Origin of the sequence: Labrenzia sp. THAF187b (assembly GCF_009363375.1) — a bacterium.
Taxonomy (GTDB): Bacteria; Pseudomonadota; Alphaproteobacteria; order Rhizobiales; family Stappiaceae; genus Roseibium; species Roseibium algicola.
Genome location: NZ_CP045344.1, coordinates 1,917,411 through 1,931,461, shown reverse-complemented (window position 1 = coordinate 1,931,461; position 14,051 = coordinate 1,917,411). Strand labels below are relative to the sequence as shown.

Annotated in this window: 21 protein-coding genes; all 21 read left to right on the top strand. The window is 58.9% G+C overall.

Annotated elements, in window-relative coordinates; all coding sequences use genetic code 11:
• Nucleotides 1-5: 5 nt before the first annotated feature.
• Entirely contained in the window at nt 6-674 is a 669-nt protein-coding gene (locus FIV03_RS08980; RefSeq protein WP_152509318.1) for a DUF3164 family protein, read from the top strand.
• A 2-nt stretch (nt 675-676) separates the two neighbouring features.
• The gene (locus FIV03_RS08975; protein WP_152509317.1) at nt 677-946 is read left to right on the top strand and encodes a hypothetical protein; all 270 of its coding nucleotides are present in this window, start codon (nt 677-679) and stop codon (nt 944-946) included.
• Nucleotides 936-1,130 (top strand): hypothetical protein, encoded by a 195-nt coding sequence (locus FIV03_RS08970; RefSeq protein WP_152509316.1) that lies wholly within the window; start codon nt 936-938, stop codon nt 1,128-1,130. The genes FIV03_RS08975 and FIV03_RS08970 overlap by 11 nt, the downstream gene beginning before the upstream one ends.
• The gene (locus FIV03_RS08965) at nt 1,123-1,314 is read left to right on the top strand and encodes a hypothetical protein (protein ID WP_152509315.1); all 192 of its coding nucleotides are present in this window, start codon (nt 1,123-1,125) and stop codon (nt 1,312-1,314) included. The genes FIV03_RS08970 and FIV03_RS08965 overlap by 8 nt, the downstream gene beginning before the upstream one ends.
• Nucleotides 1,304-1,987: a DUF2786 domain-containing protein gene (locus FIV03_RS08960; RefSeq protein ID WP_152509314.1), complete on the top strand. Its 684-nt coding sequence runs from the start codon at nt 1,304-1,306 to the stop codon at nt 1,985-1,987. Before FIV03_RS08965 ends, FIV03_RS08960 begins: the two co-directional genes overlap by 11 nt.
• Before the next feature lies 1 nt (nt 1,988).
• On the top strand, nt 1,989-2,270 hold the full coding sequence (locus FIV03_RS08955) for a gas vesicle protein V (RefSeq protein WP_152509313.1): 282 nt from the start codon (nt 1,989-1,991) through the stop codon (nt 2,268-2,270).
• Nucleotides 2,271-2,275: 5 nt separating this feature from the next.
• The gene (locus FIV03_RS08950; RefSeq protein WP_152509312.1) at nt 2,276-2,506 is read left to right on the top strand and encodes a hypothetical protein; all 231 of its coding nucleotides are present in this window, start codon (nt 2,276-2,278) and stop codon (nt 2,504-2,506) included.
• Nucleotides 2,503-3,138, top strand: coding sequence for a regulatory protein GemA (locus tag FIV03_RS08945; RefSeq protein WP_152509311.1), 636 nt, complete (start codon nt 2,503-2,505; stop codon nt 3,136-3,138). Before FIV03_RS08950 ends, FIV03_RS08945 begins: the two co-directional genes overlap by 4 nt.
• On the top strand, nt 3,135-3,545 hold the full coding sequence (locus FIV03_RS08940) for a hypothetical protein (protein WP_152507399.1): 411 nt from the start codon (nt 3,135-3,137) through the stop codon (nt 3,543-3,545). The genes FIV03_RS08945 and FIV03_RS08940 overlap by 4 nt, the downstream gene beginning before the upstream one ends.
• A gap of 136 nt (nt 3,546-3,681) precedes the next feature.
• On the top strand, nt 3,682-4,884 hold the full coding sequence (locus tag FIV03_RS08935; protein WP_152509310.1) for an N-acetylmuramidase domain-containing protein: 1,203 nt from the start codon (nt 3,682-3,684) through the stop codon (nt 4,882-4,884).
• The gene (locus FIV03_RS08930; protein WP_152509309.1) at nt 4,881-5,273 is read left to right on the top strand and encodes a hypothetical protein; all 393 of its coding nucleotides are present in this window, start codon (nt 4,881-4,883) and stop codon (nt 5,271-5,273) included. Before FIV03_RS08935 ends, FIV03_RS08930 begins: the two co-directional genes overlap by 4 nt.
• A 10-nt stretch (nt 5,274-5,283) precedes the next feature.
• The gene (locus tag FIV03_RS08925; RefSeq protein ID WP_152509308.1) at nt 5,284-5,556 is read left to right on the top strand and encodes a hypothetical protein; all 273 of its coding nucleotides are present in this window, start codon (nt 5,284-5,286) and stop codon (nt 5,554-5,556) included.
• A gap of 12 nt (nt 5,557-5,568) precedes the next feature.
• The gene (locus FIV03_RS08920; RefSeq protein WP_152507396.1) at nt 5,569-5,892 is read left to right on the top strand and encodes a DUF2730 family protein; all 324 of its coding nucleotides are present in this window, start codon (nt 5,569-5,571) and stop codon (nt 5,890-5,892) included.
• Between the two features lies 1 nt (nt 5,893).
• The gene (locus FIV03_RS08915; RefSeq protein ID WP_152509307.1) at nt 5,894-6,190 is read left to right on the top strand and encodes a hypothetical protein; all 297 of its coding nucleotides are present in this window, start codon (nt 5,894-5,896) and stop codon (nt 6,188-6,190) included.
• A 1-nt stretch (nt 6,191) separates the two neighbouring features.
• A complete protein-coding gene (locus FIV03_RS08910) occupies nt 6,192-6,788 on the top strand; it encodes a DUF3486 family protein (protein WP_152507394.1) in 597 nt (198 codons plus the stop codon).
• Nucleotides 6,785-8,443 (top strand): terminase family protein, encoded by a 1,659-nt coding sequence (locus tag FIV03_RS08905; RefSeq protein ID WP_286202277.1) that lies wholly within the window; start codon nt 6,785-6,787, stop codon nt 8,441-8,443. The genes FIV03_RS08910 and FIV03_RS08905 overlap by 4 nt, the downstream gene beginning before the upstream one ends.
• A complete protein-coding gene (locus FIV03_RS08900) occupies nt 8,437-10,035 on the top strand; it encodes a DUF935 domain-containing protein (RefSeq protein ID WP_152509306.1) in 1,599 nt (532 codons plus the stop codon). The genes FIV03_RS08905 and FIV03_RS08900 overlap by 7 nt, the downstream gene beginning before the upstream one ends.
• A gap of 1 nt (nt 10,036) precedes the next feature.
• Nucleotides 10,037-11,242 (top strand): phage minor head protein, encoded by a 1,206-nt coding sequence (locus FIV03_RS08895; protein ID WP_152509305.1) that lies wholly within the window; start codon nt 10,037-10,039, stop codon nt 11,240-11,242.
• A gap of 390 nt (nt 11,243-11,632) precedes the next feature.
• On the top strand, nt 11,633-12,619 hold the full coding sequence (locus FIV03_RS08890) for a phage protease (protein WP_152509304.1): 987 nt from the start codon (nt 11,633-11,635) through the stop codon (nt 12,617-12,619).
• Between the two features lies 1 nt (nt 12,620).
• Nucleotides 12,621-12,995, top strand: coding sequence for a DUF2190 family protein (locus FIV03_RS08885; RefSeq protein WP_152507390.1), 375 nt, complete (start codon nt 12,621-12,623; stop codon nt 12,993-12,995).
• 28 nt (nt 12,996-13,023) lie between these two features.
• The gene (locus FIV03_RS08880; protein ID WP_152509303.1) at nt 13,024-13,983 is read left to right on the top strand and encodes a capsid protein; all 960 of its coding nucleotides are present in this window, start codon (nt 13,024-13,026) and stop codon (nt 13,981-13,983) included.
• The last annotated feature ends 68 nt before the right edge of the window (nt 13,984-14,051 follow it).

Sequence of the window (14,051 nt, the reverse complement as noted above, 5' to 3'; positions counted from 1 at the left end):
TAAAGATGGAAAATGCAGCAACTGAAACCGCCGTATCGAGCGCACCGGAAGATGGTGTCGAGATCATCAACGGCCAGAAGTATATGCGGGACGCCAAGAACAATCTGATGCCGCTGGAAAACGTCAAACCGCAGCACAAGCTGGAAGACGAGACGGTGCGCAAGGTGATCGGCTTCGCCGAAGAGCTGTCCGGCCAGATCGCCCGGTTTCGCAATCACACCTTTGCGGATCTCTTGGCGCTGACCGCTCTGCTTGCTCAGCAGTATGACGCGACCAAGGGCGGCAAAAAGGGCAACACCACGTTCCAGACCATCGACGGCTGCATGAAGGTGCAGGTGCAGGTCGCGGATTTCATCGACTTCGGCCCGGAGATCCAGACCGCGAAGGTCCTGATCGATGAGTGCCTGATTGAATGGTCCTCGGACAGCCGCTCAGAGATCCGCACCATCGTCACTCGTGCCTTCAATACAGACAAAGAGGGGCAGATCAACAAGTCCGAGATCCTGATGCTGCTCCGCCTTGACATTGAAGATGACCGCTGGCAGCGGGCCATGGCGGCTCTGAAAGATTCCATGCGTGTCACCGGCTCCAAGAGCTACCTACGCTTCTATCGCCGCGACCATCCGGACGCGGACTGGGAAACCATCACGATCGATCTGGCGAAGGCGGCGTGACGATGGGAACCTTCAAGGCTACAGCAGAACGGTATGTGTTCGAGGTCACGAAAGACTTTCCGGACAGCTTGCCGCTGAAAGACCGGATCGCCCGGTTGGATGCTGAACGCCCCGCGCTCAAGAGTGCACCCGCTGCAGCCAGAAAAGCGTGGCAGTCAGCTCGCAGGACTTACCTCCAGCGCTTTGGCTATGAGAAGCCTGCCCTTCGCAAAGTTGAGACACCCCTGGAGATCGCAATCTCGAACGCCCAGGGGGGTTGCGATGTCCAGTGAAGCTTACATCCGGCAACAACTTGAGCAGCGCCACGGTGTGGAACACCTGCCGAAGCAAGCCTTGGACCTCATGTTTGAAAAGGCTTGGGAAGATGGCCACGCCTACGGGTTGCTGTCGGTTGCCGATGAATACGACGATCTTGTGCAGATCGTGGACGCAGTGCGGGAGGTCGAAAGTGAATAGCGAAGATCTCCGTATCCAATACGACCAGGCCCGTCTCGCACGGGCCAAGGCCGAACAGAAGATGCTCGAGACACGGCTGGCGGCGGACAAGGCTGAAAGTGCGTTCTACGACGCGGATAAAAAATCCGGAGTTGCCTTTGAGCGTTGGAGCGAAGCTGTGAGAGGAAGCGGCGATGGATCTTGATCGTTTGAAACAGCGCATCAATGCTTTGCGCGACAAGACGACTGCGAATGGCTGTACCGAGGCGGAAGCGATGGCAGCCGCCGCCAAGGCAGCGGACCTGATGAGAGAAGCTGGTCTTTCGGAACTGGATCTTGAGATCCATCAAAGTTCGGCCAGATGCGATACGCGCGGTCAAGCCCCGGAAAGCCGTCTCTGGACCATCATTGCGCTCTGCACGAATTGTGCATTCGTGCTGGAATGTGACCAGAATTGTAATCGGTTGACGTTCATCGGGAAAGAACCAGGCCCCGAGATTGCCGCGTATCTCTGGGTCGTTTGCGATCGCGCAATCAAGAAAGCAGTTCGGGACTTTCGCAAGTCAACGTTCTATCGCCGCCGAAGGTCGAAAGCGACAAAGAGACAGGCCGTATCAGACTTTAAGCTTGGTATGGCAATCCGGCTGCAGGAACGGCTTCTGGAGCTTTTCAAGGGCGTTGCGAACCGCAAGGAACTTGAGGCTTCGATCCATGCCAAAGAGGAACTGTTTCCAAACCTAGAGGCAATTAAAAAACGGTCGGGTTCCGTCCGTTTCCATGAAGTGGTTGCTTCCGGTTTCATTGCCGCAAAGGACGTCAACCTGTCCCACGGCGTGGATGGCGCCTCACAGCAAAAACAACTGGCCGGAGCTTCATAAGATGCGCCGCCTCGCCAACTCCGATCATCGTGTGTTGAGTGAGACCGATGCCTTGCGCGACAGGCGTGCCCTTTTGCTGCGCAAGGCCGAGAACAGCCGGTACCGCCTGCAAAACCGGAAGGCCCTTCTGGGCGATCTTCAGCAGGTGACCAACGAACTCCTTCAACGTGAACTTGAGGCCCGGCAGGAAGCCACGCCGCAACCAGCCACCCGGATGGAACCGATGGGTGATGCAGGTGCGGTGGGTGGATATGCCCAGGGCCGCTTACCCTACAAGGACTAACGCAGATGAGCCAACTTGAGCGGATTGCCTTTGCGATGTTCAAGACCGTCTACGCGCCTCATGTTGCCAGCACACTGACGCTGGACGGCCTGTCCTCGATCGAGAAGCCCTTGAGCGCTGACACCGACACCAGCCTTGCCGAGGACTGGCAGAAACGGCGGCCCAGTTACATGCGACTAGCTGCGGCAGCGATGATTGAAGTCAACGAGATCAAGAAGGAAAGGGCCGGATCATGAACGCCTACGCCAAGATCCATGTCCTGAAGAAAAACGCCAACCTGGACGATGATACGTACCGGGACCTGCTGGAGCGGGAAACCGGGAAACGATCCTGCAAGGGCATGGCATCAGCCGAGCAACTGAAGGTCATCTCTGCACTGCAGCGGCTTCTGCCCGAACAGGACCCCAATGCGGCCCAGGGCAAGAGGGCGACCGGCAAGTTTGCCAAAAAGCTGCAGGCGCTCTGGATCGCCGGTTACAATCTCGGTGTCATCGCGAACAAGAGCGATGAGGCCATGACCGCGTTCCTGCAGCGTCAGACCGGTTTGGATCATCATCGGTTTCTGCAGGACGGCCGAGACGCCAACAAGGCGATAGATGCGCTGAAGATGTGGTTGCGCCGGTCAACGCAGAATTACGACCTGTTCACCCAGGATCAAAACCAGTCCCCAATTCTGAACGACTATCGGTTTCAGATCTGCCTGCACATCTGGGCGGAGTTGGCAAAGGTCGGCAAAGAGCCCGCGCAAAATCTTACGACTTACATGGTCGCGTGCTGTGGCAAAGACTATCCGGGTTCACTGAACTCCACGGATTGGATCCAGCTCATGAACCGGCTCGGCAAGTTCTATCGGTCGGTGAAGAAATGAACGAGGACCTGCCCGGCCTGCTTGGAGAGATTGCGGAGATTGCCGGTTTTCCGGCAGCGTTCGCGATTGCCGAGCGGGTCGGGGGGACACGCGTCACGATACCTTCCCGTGCCTCCGACGATCATTGGCTCGTGAAAACTGTCGGCCGAGAGGCGGCAGACCTGATTTGCAAGCATCTGCGGACCCTGTCCCCGGAAGGTCGCGAGGCTGGCGCTCGACACGTTGTCATTCCCCGTGGTCCGGCCGGCTGCATGGCAAAGGCGCGAACCCGGCTTGCAAGGGAACTGGAAGCGGGTACAAGCGCCCGCGAGGCCGCACGGCGGGCCGGCCTGTCGGAGCGCTCCGCGTTCCGGATGCGCAAGAAGATCCGGGAAGAGGAAGACAGCAAGCAAGGCTCGCTGTTCTAGGCATTTGACAAGCGATTAAACGGCGTTCAAATTCTCTTCCCGAACGCTAAATCGCTCTGGCTGACACCTGTCAGCCCCGCTATTCCCACTGAAAAACAGATCTTGAAGGCCTCCCTAGACGCCAGGATGAGGCCCGATGTCCGATATCATTTTCAAACTCCGGCAAGGCGGAGGAAAGCTCAGCGACGACAGCGTCCTCCGACTGGCCGCCGCGCGCATGCAGTGCGAAGTTGCTGTGCTGCAGGCGATCCTTGAAGTCGAAAGCAATGGCCGCGCCTTTGATGACAAGGGCCGCCTAATCATTCTCACCGAAAAGCATGTCTTCTGGCGGGAGCTTCCACAGAACCTGCGCAACAAGGCCAAGCGCCTTGGCCTTGCGGTACCGAAGTGGGGCAAGGCCAACTACAAAGGCTTGGGCGGCTCCGGTTCTGATGCCCGTTGGGATCGTTTGGAAGCCATGGTCGAGCTGGAGGAAACAGCCGGCCTGCGTTCGGCTTCCTACGCCGGCCCGCAAATCATGGGCTTCAACGCTCAGCTGTGCGGCTATGCGACCGTGCAGGAATTCGTCTTGGCGCTGGCCGAGACCGAAGCCAATCAGATCGAAGCCTTCCTGACCTATCTGGAGCGCGTGGGCTTGTTGCAGGCGATCCGCGACCGCGATTGGCGCGCGATAGCCCGGCGCTACAATGGCCCAGGACAGGTGGCGCGTTATGCCGGCCTGATGAAAGCCGCCTATGAGCGGATCGCCAACAAGACGGGTCGAGTGGACTATAACCCCGGCTTGCTGCGCCTCGGGTCCGAGGGATACCGGGTGAAGGCGCTCCAGGAGCGGTTGGTCAACCTCGGCTATCACGTCAAACCGGACGGTGATTTTGGTCCGGCCACCCGCCGTCAGATCATTGCGTTTCAGGCGGACAACGGCTTGCAGCCGGACGGTGTCGTCGGTCCCAAGACCAGCGATATGCTGGACAAGGCCATCCCGGTGAAAGACCAGCCGGGTGGTACCCGCGAAAACCTCACTGTCAAAGACCTTCGGAAGGCCGGTTCGGAAACCATCAAGCAGGCCGACTGGCTGACCCGGATCGGAATCGGTGTGCTGGCGACAGGTGCCGGCGCTGAAACCTTGGAGACGGTTCCGGGCGTGAAGGGTCTTGAATCTCTCAAAGGCGTTTCCGACACGATCCAGGAGGTTGCCGGGATGGTGCAGCCGGTGTTGCAACTGATCTCCAGCAACAAATGGCTCGCCCTCATTGCCATTGGTGTCGCTGTCTACCTCGTTGCCCGCAAGATCAAATTGCGCCGGCTCTACGATGCCAAGGAATGGAGGCACATCGGATGAGCTTCCTTCTTGCCTGGGTTCTCAAGTTCGCCAGCTCCGGCCTGGTCGACAAGGCGCTCCGCTACATGGAGCAGAAAGCCGCGCTCGGAACCGAGCGGGAGCGGATCAAGTCCCAGACCACCATTGAGGTGGTCAAGGCGGCAGTCTCTGAATCACGCATCATGGCGGATCTCCAGAAATCGAAATTCGAGTACCTGCTTTATTGGGTGTTCGCCGGCCTGTTTGTTTTGCCGCTCGGCTTCTGGTGGGCGGCTGTGATCCTGGACAGCGTTTTTCTGTTCGGTTGGAAGGTGGCCACAGTCCCCATCCTGGAAGAATGGGGCGGGCAGATGATCCGCTGGCTGTTTTACACCGGCACGATTGTCGGTGCCATCAAGATCCTGAAGTGAGGCCCCTGCAATGCAGAAAACGCCGGGGGAAGAAGCTGCATATCTGGCGGGACGGATGGATGCGCAAGTTCTTGCGAACCTCTATTTCGCAGGCCTTCAAACGCAGCCGCCAGACCTCTCAGGGCTTGGCGAAAATGCCAGAAGCAAAGTGATTGGCGCAATCACCACGGATATCTGCGAGTTGCCCGACCGCAACAGTCCAGATGACCACCCGGACATGATGCTTTTAACACCCACCGAACTTGATTTGATCCTGCGTCGGCATTTGTTCGGTGAAGACTAGAAAGAAGGCCCGATGCCAGATGGATTGAAGGAATGGCTTGGTGTGGTGGCGCTCGCGATATCGCTGCTCACGTCCGTGTACGCCTGGATCACTTCCAAGGCCAAAGCCAATGCGGAACACCTCAAAGCGGTTGACGCCAAGCTGGTTGATTTGGATCGGCGCGTGCAGTCGATCGAAAGCGAACTGAAGCATCTGCCGAACAAAGACGATGTGAACGAACTCAAACTGGCCATGGCTCAACTGGACGGGACGGTCGGGCGGCTGGACGAAAGCCTGTCCGGGATCTCACGCACTGTCCGCCGCGTTGAAGGCTTTCTGATGAAGGAGAGCAACTGACATGAGTTATCTCGACGTTGTCGCCGCTGACTGCCGGCTGATCATGCTGAAAGAGCTAGCCGGCCAGAATGATCATCAGCTCAATGAAACCATCCTTACCAAGGTTCTTGAGAATTTCGGGCACCTCAAAACCCGCGACTATGTCCGCACTCAGATCCGAATGCTTGAAGGCTTGAACGCCGTCAGCGTGAAAGAGGTTGGAAGTGTCCTGGTCGTGAAGCTGTTGCGGGCTGGCCTCGACCATGTGGAGCGCCGGGCATTCCTGGAAGGCGTTGGCCGTCCTTCCGTGGAGGGCTAAAATGGCAAATCGCCGCAAAGGCCGTGGCCGTCTCTCCGCGATCGAGCAACTGCCGCCTGAATGTGATGAAATCATTGTCTGGGCGGCCAACGAGCTGCGCGGGCGCGAGCACACTCAAAAGGAAATCTACGAAGAATTTTATCTGAAGCTTGAAGAGCTGCAGAAAGATCATCGCGGCGAACTCGACTTCAAGATACCGTCCTTTTCCGCCTTCAATCGCTATTCCATCAAGCAGGCGCATTTGACACGCCGGCTGGAAGACACTCGCGCCATCGCCGCGACGATCTCCGAGCGGTTCGACGCAGAGGCGTCCGACGATCTCACCCTTATCGCGGCCGAGGCCATCAAGACGCTGGTCTTCGAACTCTTGACCGATGCCGGCGAAAGCGGTGTCGATCCTAAGGGTGCCATGAACCTTGCCAATGCTCTGCGGGCAGCGTGTCAGGCACAGGGTGTTTCGACCACACGACGGCAGAAGGTTGAGAAAGACTTTGCAGACAAAGCCACCCAAGCGATCGAGCAGGTGGCAAAGGCCGAAGGCTTTACCCAGGACACTGTCCGCGCCATCAAGGCCAAGATCCTCGGGCTTGATATATGAGCGCTGTCTCCGACCAGGACGAATTCAAGATCGGCCGTGCCATTACCCAGGAGGAATGGCAGGAGCTGCGAACCGCTTCGCTCTACGGCCTTCCGCCTGAGCTGCAGGAACTTGCAGACATCGACCATGTCGATGTGCTGCTCGACTATCAGAAGCGGCTTCTCTCTGCCACGTCGATCCATTCAGTCGTCATTGTCGAAAAGAGCCGGCGCACCGGGGCCACCTGGGCGCTGGGGGCACAGGCCGTGCTGACAGCCGGCGCGGCACGATCTGCCGGTGGCATGGATGCCATGTACATCGGCTACAACCTCGACATGGCGCGCGAGTTCATCGACGTTTGCGGCATGTGGGCGAAGTCGTTTTACGACATCGCTGCGAGCGTCAAGGAGTACCTGTTTCCGGATGGCAGGGATGAGAAGGGTGCCGACCGCTTCATCCAGGCGTTCCGGATCCAGTTTGCGAGCGGCTTCGAGATCGTTGCGCTTACCTCCAAACCCCGATCCCTTCGTGGCCGGCAAGGCTTTGTCATTGTCGATGAGGCCGCGTTCCATGACGATCTGAAGGAACTGATCAAGGCCGCCATGGCGTTCCTGATCTGGGGCGGCAAGGTCTGCATCATTTCCACCCATGATGGGGAAGACAATCCGTTCAACGAGCTGATCCAGGACTGTCGCGCCGGCAAGAAAAGCTATGAGATCGTCCGCTTCGATTTTGACGATGCTCTGAGGGATGGGCTTTACCAGCGGATCTGTCTCCGGACTGGAAACGAGTGGACGCCCGAGGGCGAAGCTGAGTGGCGCGCTGGTATCCTGAAAGACTATGGCGATGATGCTGACGAAGAGCTGTTCTGCATTCCGTCAAAGGGCTCCGGGGCTTTCCTCAATGGTGCGCTGATCCGCTCCCGTATGGCGGACGGCATTCCCGTTGTTCGCCTCGAATGCAGCGACGACTTCGTTTTCAAACCCGAGGCCGTTCGGATTGCCTATGTCGAAGATTGGCTCGATCGCGAGGTCGGGCCGCTGCTCGCAGATCTCGACAAACGCCAGCGCCATGTCTTCGGGGAAGACTTTGCACGCGTTGCCGACCTTAGTGTTTTGTGGCCGTTTTCTATCGGGCGGGATCTCCGCCTCGATACGCCGTTCACGATCGAACTGCGCAACGTTCCCTATGAGCAGCAGAAGCAAATCCTTTTCTACCTGATCCGGGGCCTGCCGCGCTTTGCCGGTGGCGCTATGGACGCCGGTGGCAACGGAGCCTACCTCGCTGAGGTCGCGCAGCAAGAATTCGGCGAACACATGATTGCTGCGATCAAGTTTTCCAAGGAGTGGTACCGGGAGAATACGCCGAAGTTCAAACAGGCTTTTGAAGATGGCGATATCCGGTCAATCCCGCGCGACGACGATGTCCTTCAGGATCTCAGGAGCTTCAAACAGATCCAGGGCGTGGCCCAGATCCCGAGCGATGAACGCACGCTTGAAAAGGCGAAGCGGGGACGCAAGCGCCACGGCGATGCCGGCATCGCCTGCCTGCTCGGCCACTTTGCGAGTGAGCGGGACATTCCGGAATACGCCTACACCGCGCAGGAAGAAACGGCCTCGCAGAGCCCGCTTTCCGACAGCGCCTTTAACGACACCTCAGGGAGGCAGCTTTGGTAGGGCTTATCGACCAATATGGCCGGCCGATCGAAAAGGCCGCCTTGTCCAAGGAAATCGCCACCCCGGAAATCATGGGGGTGCGGCGCACGATCGAGGACCGGGAAGCCTCAGGCCTCACTCCCGGTCGTTTGGCTCAGATCCTGATCGATGCGCAGAACGGCCACGCGCGCGCCTATCTCACGCTCGCTGAAGAAATGGAGGAACGCTACCTTCACTATGCATCGCAGTTGCAGACCCGCCGCTTGGCGATCGAGGGCCTGTCGCCTGTCGTGGAAGCTGCTGAGGGTGTACCAACCAAGATCGTTGACGCGGTCAAGGAACTGATGGATGGGGCGGATATCAACGAGACCACCGGGGAACTTACAGACGGTATTGGCAAAGGCTATTCGGTCTGCGAGATCATGTGGGAGTATGAGCGCAAGGCGCTCCGGCCGGTGGAGTACAAATGGCGAGATCCGCGCTACTTCCAATTCGATCGCAAATCGCTAACGCAGCTCCTGCTGGCGACTGACACCAACCTTGACGGCGAAGAACTTCCGCCTGCGAAGTTCATCGTGCACAAACCTCGCACCAAGGCTGGCATCCCGTTGCGGCGTGGCCTTGCCCGACCGGCCGCCTGGGCATTCCTGATCCAGTCGTTCGGCCTGAAAGACTGGGCGGCATTTTCCGAGATCTACGGCATCCCGATCCGCGTCGGCCGCTATCACTCGACGGCGAGCGACCAGGACAAGCGCACTCTGCTCCGCGCGGTAAAGGCGATCGCCAACGACGCGGCCGCCATCATCCCTCAGGGAATGGACGTTGAATTCCACAAGGTGGAAGGCTCCCATGGCTCGGCTGTCTTCGGCGAGCTGCTCGACTATGTCGATCGGCAGGTCTCGAAAGTCGTGGTTGGCCAGACGATGACCGCCGATGATGGATCGTCGCTTGCCCAGGCGGCAATCCATAACGAGGTGCGTCTCGATATCAACGAGGCGGACGGCAAACAGATGGCGGCCACCTATAACCGCGATCTGATCATTCCGTTCGTCAATATGAACTTCGGCCCTCAGGAGGTCTATCCGCTCGTCTCCTTCCCGGTCGCGCAGCCGGAAGATCTTGAGGCGCTCACCAACGCCCTCGGCACATTGGTGCCTATGGGGTTGAAGGTGGGGCAGCGGGAAGTCCGCGAGAAGCTTGCCTTGTCTGAGCCGTCTCAAGATGAAGAGATCCTGACAGCGCCGGCAGTGGCGAAGGTGGAGACGCCGGCCAACGATCCGAAAACGACAAAGAACGGATCAGAGACTGAAGGTGACAAAGCGAAGCTTGCCGCCCATGTCGCTGGCTGTGCCTGCGCGACTTGCGCAAGCCTGAGTTCCGATCCCAACCCGGACCTGGACGAGTTCGACCGCCTGTTCGGGTCGATCGACTGGGAGCCGGTCACCGATCCGCTCCTGGCACCGCTTCGCAAGATCATTCTGGAAGCGAGCGACTTTGAGGACGTGCGCCGCCGTCTCGACCAGGCCGGCCCAGACAGTGAACCAATGCGCCAGTCGCTTGCCCGGTTCACGGCAATTACCCGTGGCCTTGGTGATGTGAGAGACGAGGACTGATTTGGCCGAAACCTCAAAGGACTTCGAAACACCGCGAGAGGTCACGGATTACTTCCGGCAGAAACGGCTTCGGCCGGGCTTCTCGTGGGTGGATGTCTGGGCGCAGGAACATGCCTTTGCGTTCACGGTTGCCAAGGCCGTTGATACGGAGCTGCTCGGCACATTCCAGAAGTCGCTAGACGATGCGATCACCAACGGCGAAAGTTTCGACACCTGGAAGAAGAAGATTGCCACTGATCTCACCAAGATTGGTTGGTGGGGGCCGCGCAGGGTCAAGGACCCAACAGGCATCGCGGAGGACAGCCTGGTCGACTTTTCCCGGTCGCGCCGGCTGAAGACAATCTTCTGGTCAAACATGCGTTCCGCTCGAGCTGCGGGACAATGGGAGCGTGCTCAGCGAACTAAGCGCGCTTTGCCCTATCTGCTCTACGTGCGTTCCGTTGCCTCCGATCCGCGACCGGAACACCTCGTCTGGGCCGGTATTCTTCTGCCTGTCGATGACCCTTTCTGGAACACGCATTTCCCGCCGAATGGCTGGGGTTGCAAATGTGCCGTCCGTCAGGTCACCAGATTTGAAGCGAACCGGCTGATTTCCGATGGCGGGTTAACGATTGATGGAGAGTGGGTCCGGATCGAAAAGACAGCCCCTCAGATTGAAACCAGAACCTTCAAGCACAAGCGCCGGGACATCGAAGAACAGGTTCCAGTCGGGATCGATCCGGGCTGGCACACCAACCCCGGCCGGTCCCGTGCACGCACCCTGATTGACCGACTGAACGAGGAACTGGATGCAGCCGGTCCCGATGTTGCTCGTGGCCGCATCCAGGAGCTGTTCTCTGGCCGCACTCCTGAAGTGATCGCGGGGCTGAAGGAACGGGTGCACCTTCCTGTCGCGGTCGCCCCACAGCTACAAGAAGCATTGGACGCAAAGACATCCCTGATCGTGGCATCTACCGATACCATCCAGGCAAAGACAGCAAAGCATGCAGTGGTGACGATCGACACCTTCAGCATCGTCCAGGACATGCTTGATCTGGGAACGATCGTTGACGAAGGTCGATCGGAAAATGAACGGGCGGTCTATATCAGCCTGGGGCTTTCTTGGTGGAAGCTGGTCATCAAACGCTCAGCGGATGGCTTCCTGCGGCTGCACACGATCTATCAGGTCGATCAGCGCCGTGCATTGAAATGGATTGAGAAGGAGTAAAGTAGCGGGAGGACGTGACCCCTCGCGGCCGCATTCGGCCGGCACCATCGACTTCGCGCCGCCACGAATATGAATATGCGTTTTTCCAACCGATCTGACAACATCATAGAGGTGCGAATTCTTCCCGAATTTTTAGGCGCGAGAAAAACCGGCTGAGAAGCCCGAGGAAGGGCTTTGACGCCCAATGCCCCGCGAAACAGGCACGAAGGCGCTCACGCCTGTTTAAACCCCGTTTAAAAACGATCTTGCCTGCGTACGTGAGACCCAGATGCGGGTAGCGCTTTCAAATCCGGTCTGATACGGTCCACCCATCCCCAAAAATTGCTCCCGGTGCTGCGGCTGACAGTTGTCAGCCCCGCTGGCATGCGCGCGCCAGCCTAGCTTGGCGGCATGACAAAGCAGACCGCCTCTCCTTCTGACATTGCCCATGGTGCCGTGGTTACGGAAATCGCCACGGCCGGTGCTGCCGCTGAAATGGCCGCCGTGCCGGAATGGATCAAGATCCTTCCGGCCGGTAAGGTAACGACCCGCGACGGTCGCTTCTTCATCTTCGACGCCGAGGCGCTCGCTGCCCGGTTCAACGCCGATGGTATCGATATCCCTGTCGACCTCGACCACGGCATTTCGAAAAACGACAAGCCGGCCGCCGTTGGCTGGATCAAGGAAATGGCTGCCAAGCCGGATGGGCTGTATGGCCGCGTCGACTGGTTGGATGCCGGCAAGAAAGTGCTGGCCGAAAAAAGCCGGCGCTTCATTTCCCCGACTTTCCCTCACACCAAGGAAGGCAAGGCCGTTTGGCTGCATTCCGTCGCTCTTGTGGCGGCTCCGGCACTCGCCATGCCGGCGCTTGCTCACGCTTCTCCCGAGACTGCAACAGAGGAAAATCAGATGCCGATCAAGTCTATTGCCGAGGCCCTAGGCCTGGGTACGGATGCCGATGAGGCTGCATGCCTGACAGCCATCACGGGCCTGTCGACCGGCAAGGTCGATAAATCCGTTCACGATGAGGCGCTGACCAAGCTGTCGGCCGCCACTCAAGAGCTTGCAACCCTGAAAGCGGATGGTCGCAAGAAGGACGTTGATGATCTGCTGGAAGGCGCGCTCGCCGACAAGAAGATCTTTCCCGCTCAGCGCGACCATTACGAAAAGCTCTGCGCGACCGACGAAGGGTTTGACCAGGTCAAAGCCCTCCTGGGCGCGACCGCCAAAGGTCTCGCTCCGTCCGGCCTCGATGACAAAACTACTTTGTCTGACGATGAGCCGGGCGATCCCGTCACCCTTTCGGCCAAGGCAACCGCCTATCAGGCAGAGCAGGCCGCCAAGGGTATCCACATCGATATCGCTCAGGCGGTCAATCACGTGAAAGGAAACGGCTGACATGATGCCGCTCATCAAATCTTTCCGGGCGAACACGGCGGTGTCCGGGTTGCGCCTCGTCGCGGCGTCTGCCGTCGACAAGGAAGTCGAAACCGCCTCCGACGCCACTGATCTCATCATCGGCGTGGCCGACACCTTCGACATCGATGCCGGTGACATGGCGGATGTCATCCTGTCCGGTCCCGCACCCGTCACAGCTGGTGGGGACCTCGATTTCGGTGATTTCTTCACCTCGGACGCAAACGGCAAGGCGGTCAAGGCGGTGCCGGTGGCCGGCTCAGTTGTCCGCTACGCAGGCTATGCGCTGCAGGATGCGACCATGGACGATCAGTTCTCCGCAGTCATCGCCCCTGGCATTCTCAACACGCCGGTCTGATCGGCCGCGAGTTTAAAGGCACTTTAAAATGGCTACCAAACGCCCCTTTGTCGTCGATCCGATCCTGACCGCAATCGCGATCGGCTATTCCAATCCGGCACAGTCCCTGATTGCCGATGATGTCATGCCCCGTCAAAGCGTCGGCGGCGAGCAGTTCAAGTGGACCGAATATCCGATTGCCGAGGCTTTCACCGTGCCCGACACGGAAGTCGGCCGGCGCGGTCAGGTCAATCAGATCGTGTTCTCCGGGTCCGAGCGGGAAAGTTCGGTGAAGGATTACGGTCTCGACGTTCCGATCCCGAACTCCGACATCAATGCTGCCGCTGCCGCGCGCAAGGAAAAGCGTTCGACCTACGATCCCGAACAGCATTCGGTCATGATGCTGACCAAGATCACTCAGCTTGACCGCGAAGTCCGGGTCGCTGCCAGGGTACAGGATCCGAACAACTACGATGCATCACGGCGCGTCGCCCTTGTCGGCACCGACAAGCTGTCCGACTACGCCAATTCCGACCCGCTCGGTGTCCTGGACACCGCCCTGCAGGGCACCCTGATCTACCGCCCCAATCAGCTGTCGATGGGCAATGTGGTCTGGAACTGGTTGAAGCGACACCCGAAACTGGTCAACGCCATCAAGGGCAATCTGACCAACGAAGGGTTCATCACCAAGCAGCAGCTCGCCGAGCTGCTTGAGATCAAGCAGGTGCTTGTGGGCGATGCCCATGTCAACACCGCCCGTCCTGGGCAAGCGGCCAATCTCACCCGTGCCTGGGGCAACTTCATTGCCGCGCACTACACCGATCCGACCGCCCACATCGAAAATGAAGTGACCTGGGGCTTCACGGCTCAGTACGGCACCAAGGTTGCCGGCCGTATCGAAGATCCGGATATCGGCCTTGAAGGCGGTTTCCGCATCCGTTCCGGCGAACGGGTCAAGGAAGAGATAGTCGCCAAAGACGTGGGCTATCTGATCCAGAACCCGGTCTAAGCGGTTTCCTCGGGGAGCGCCGCGAGCAAGGAGGGCCTTTGGACTGAAGGCTCTCCAAGCGAAGCCCC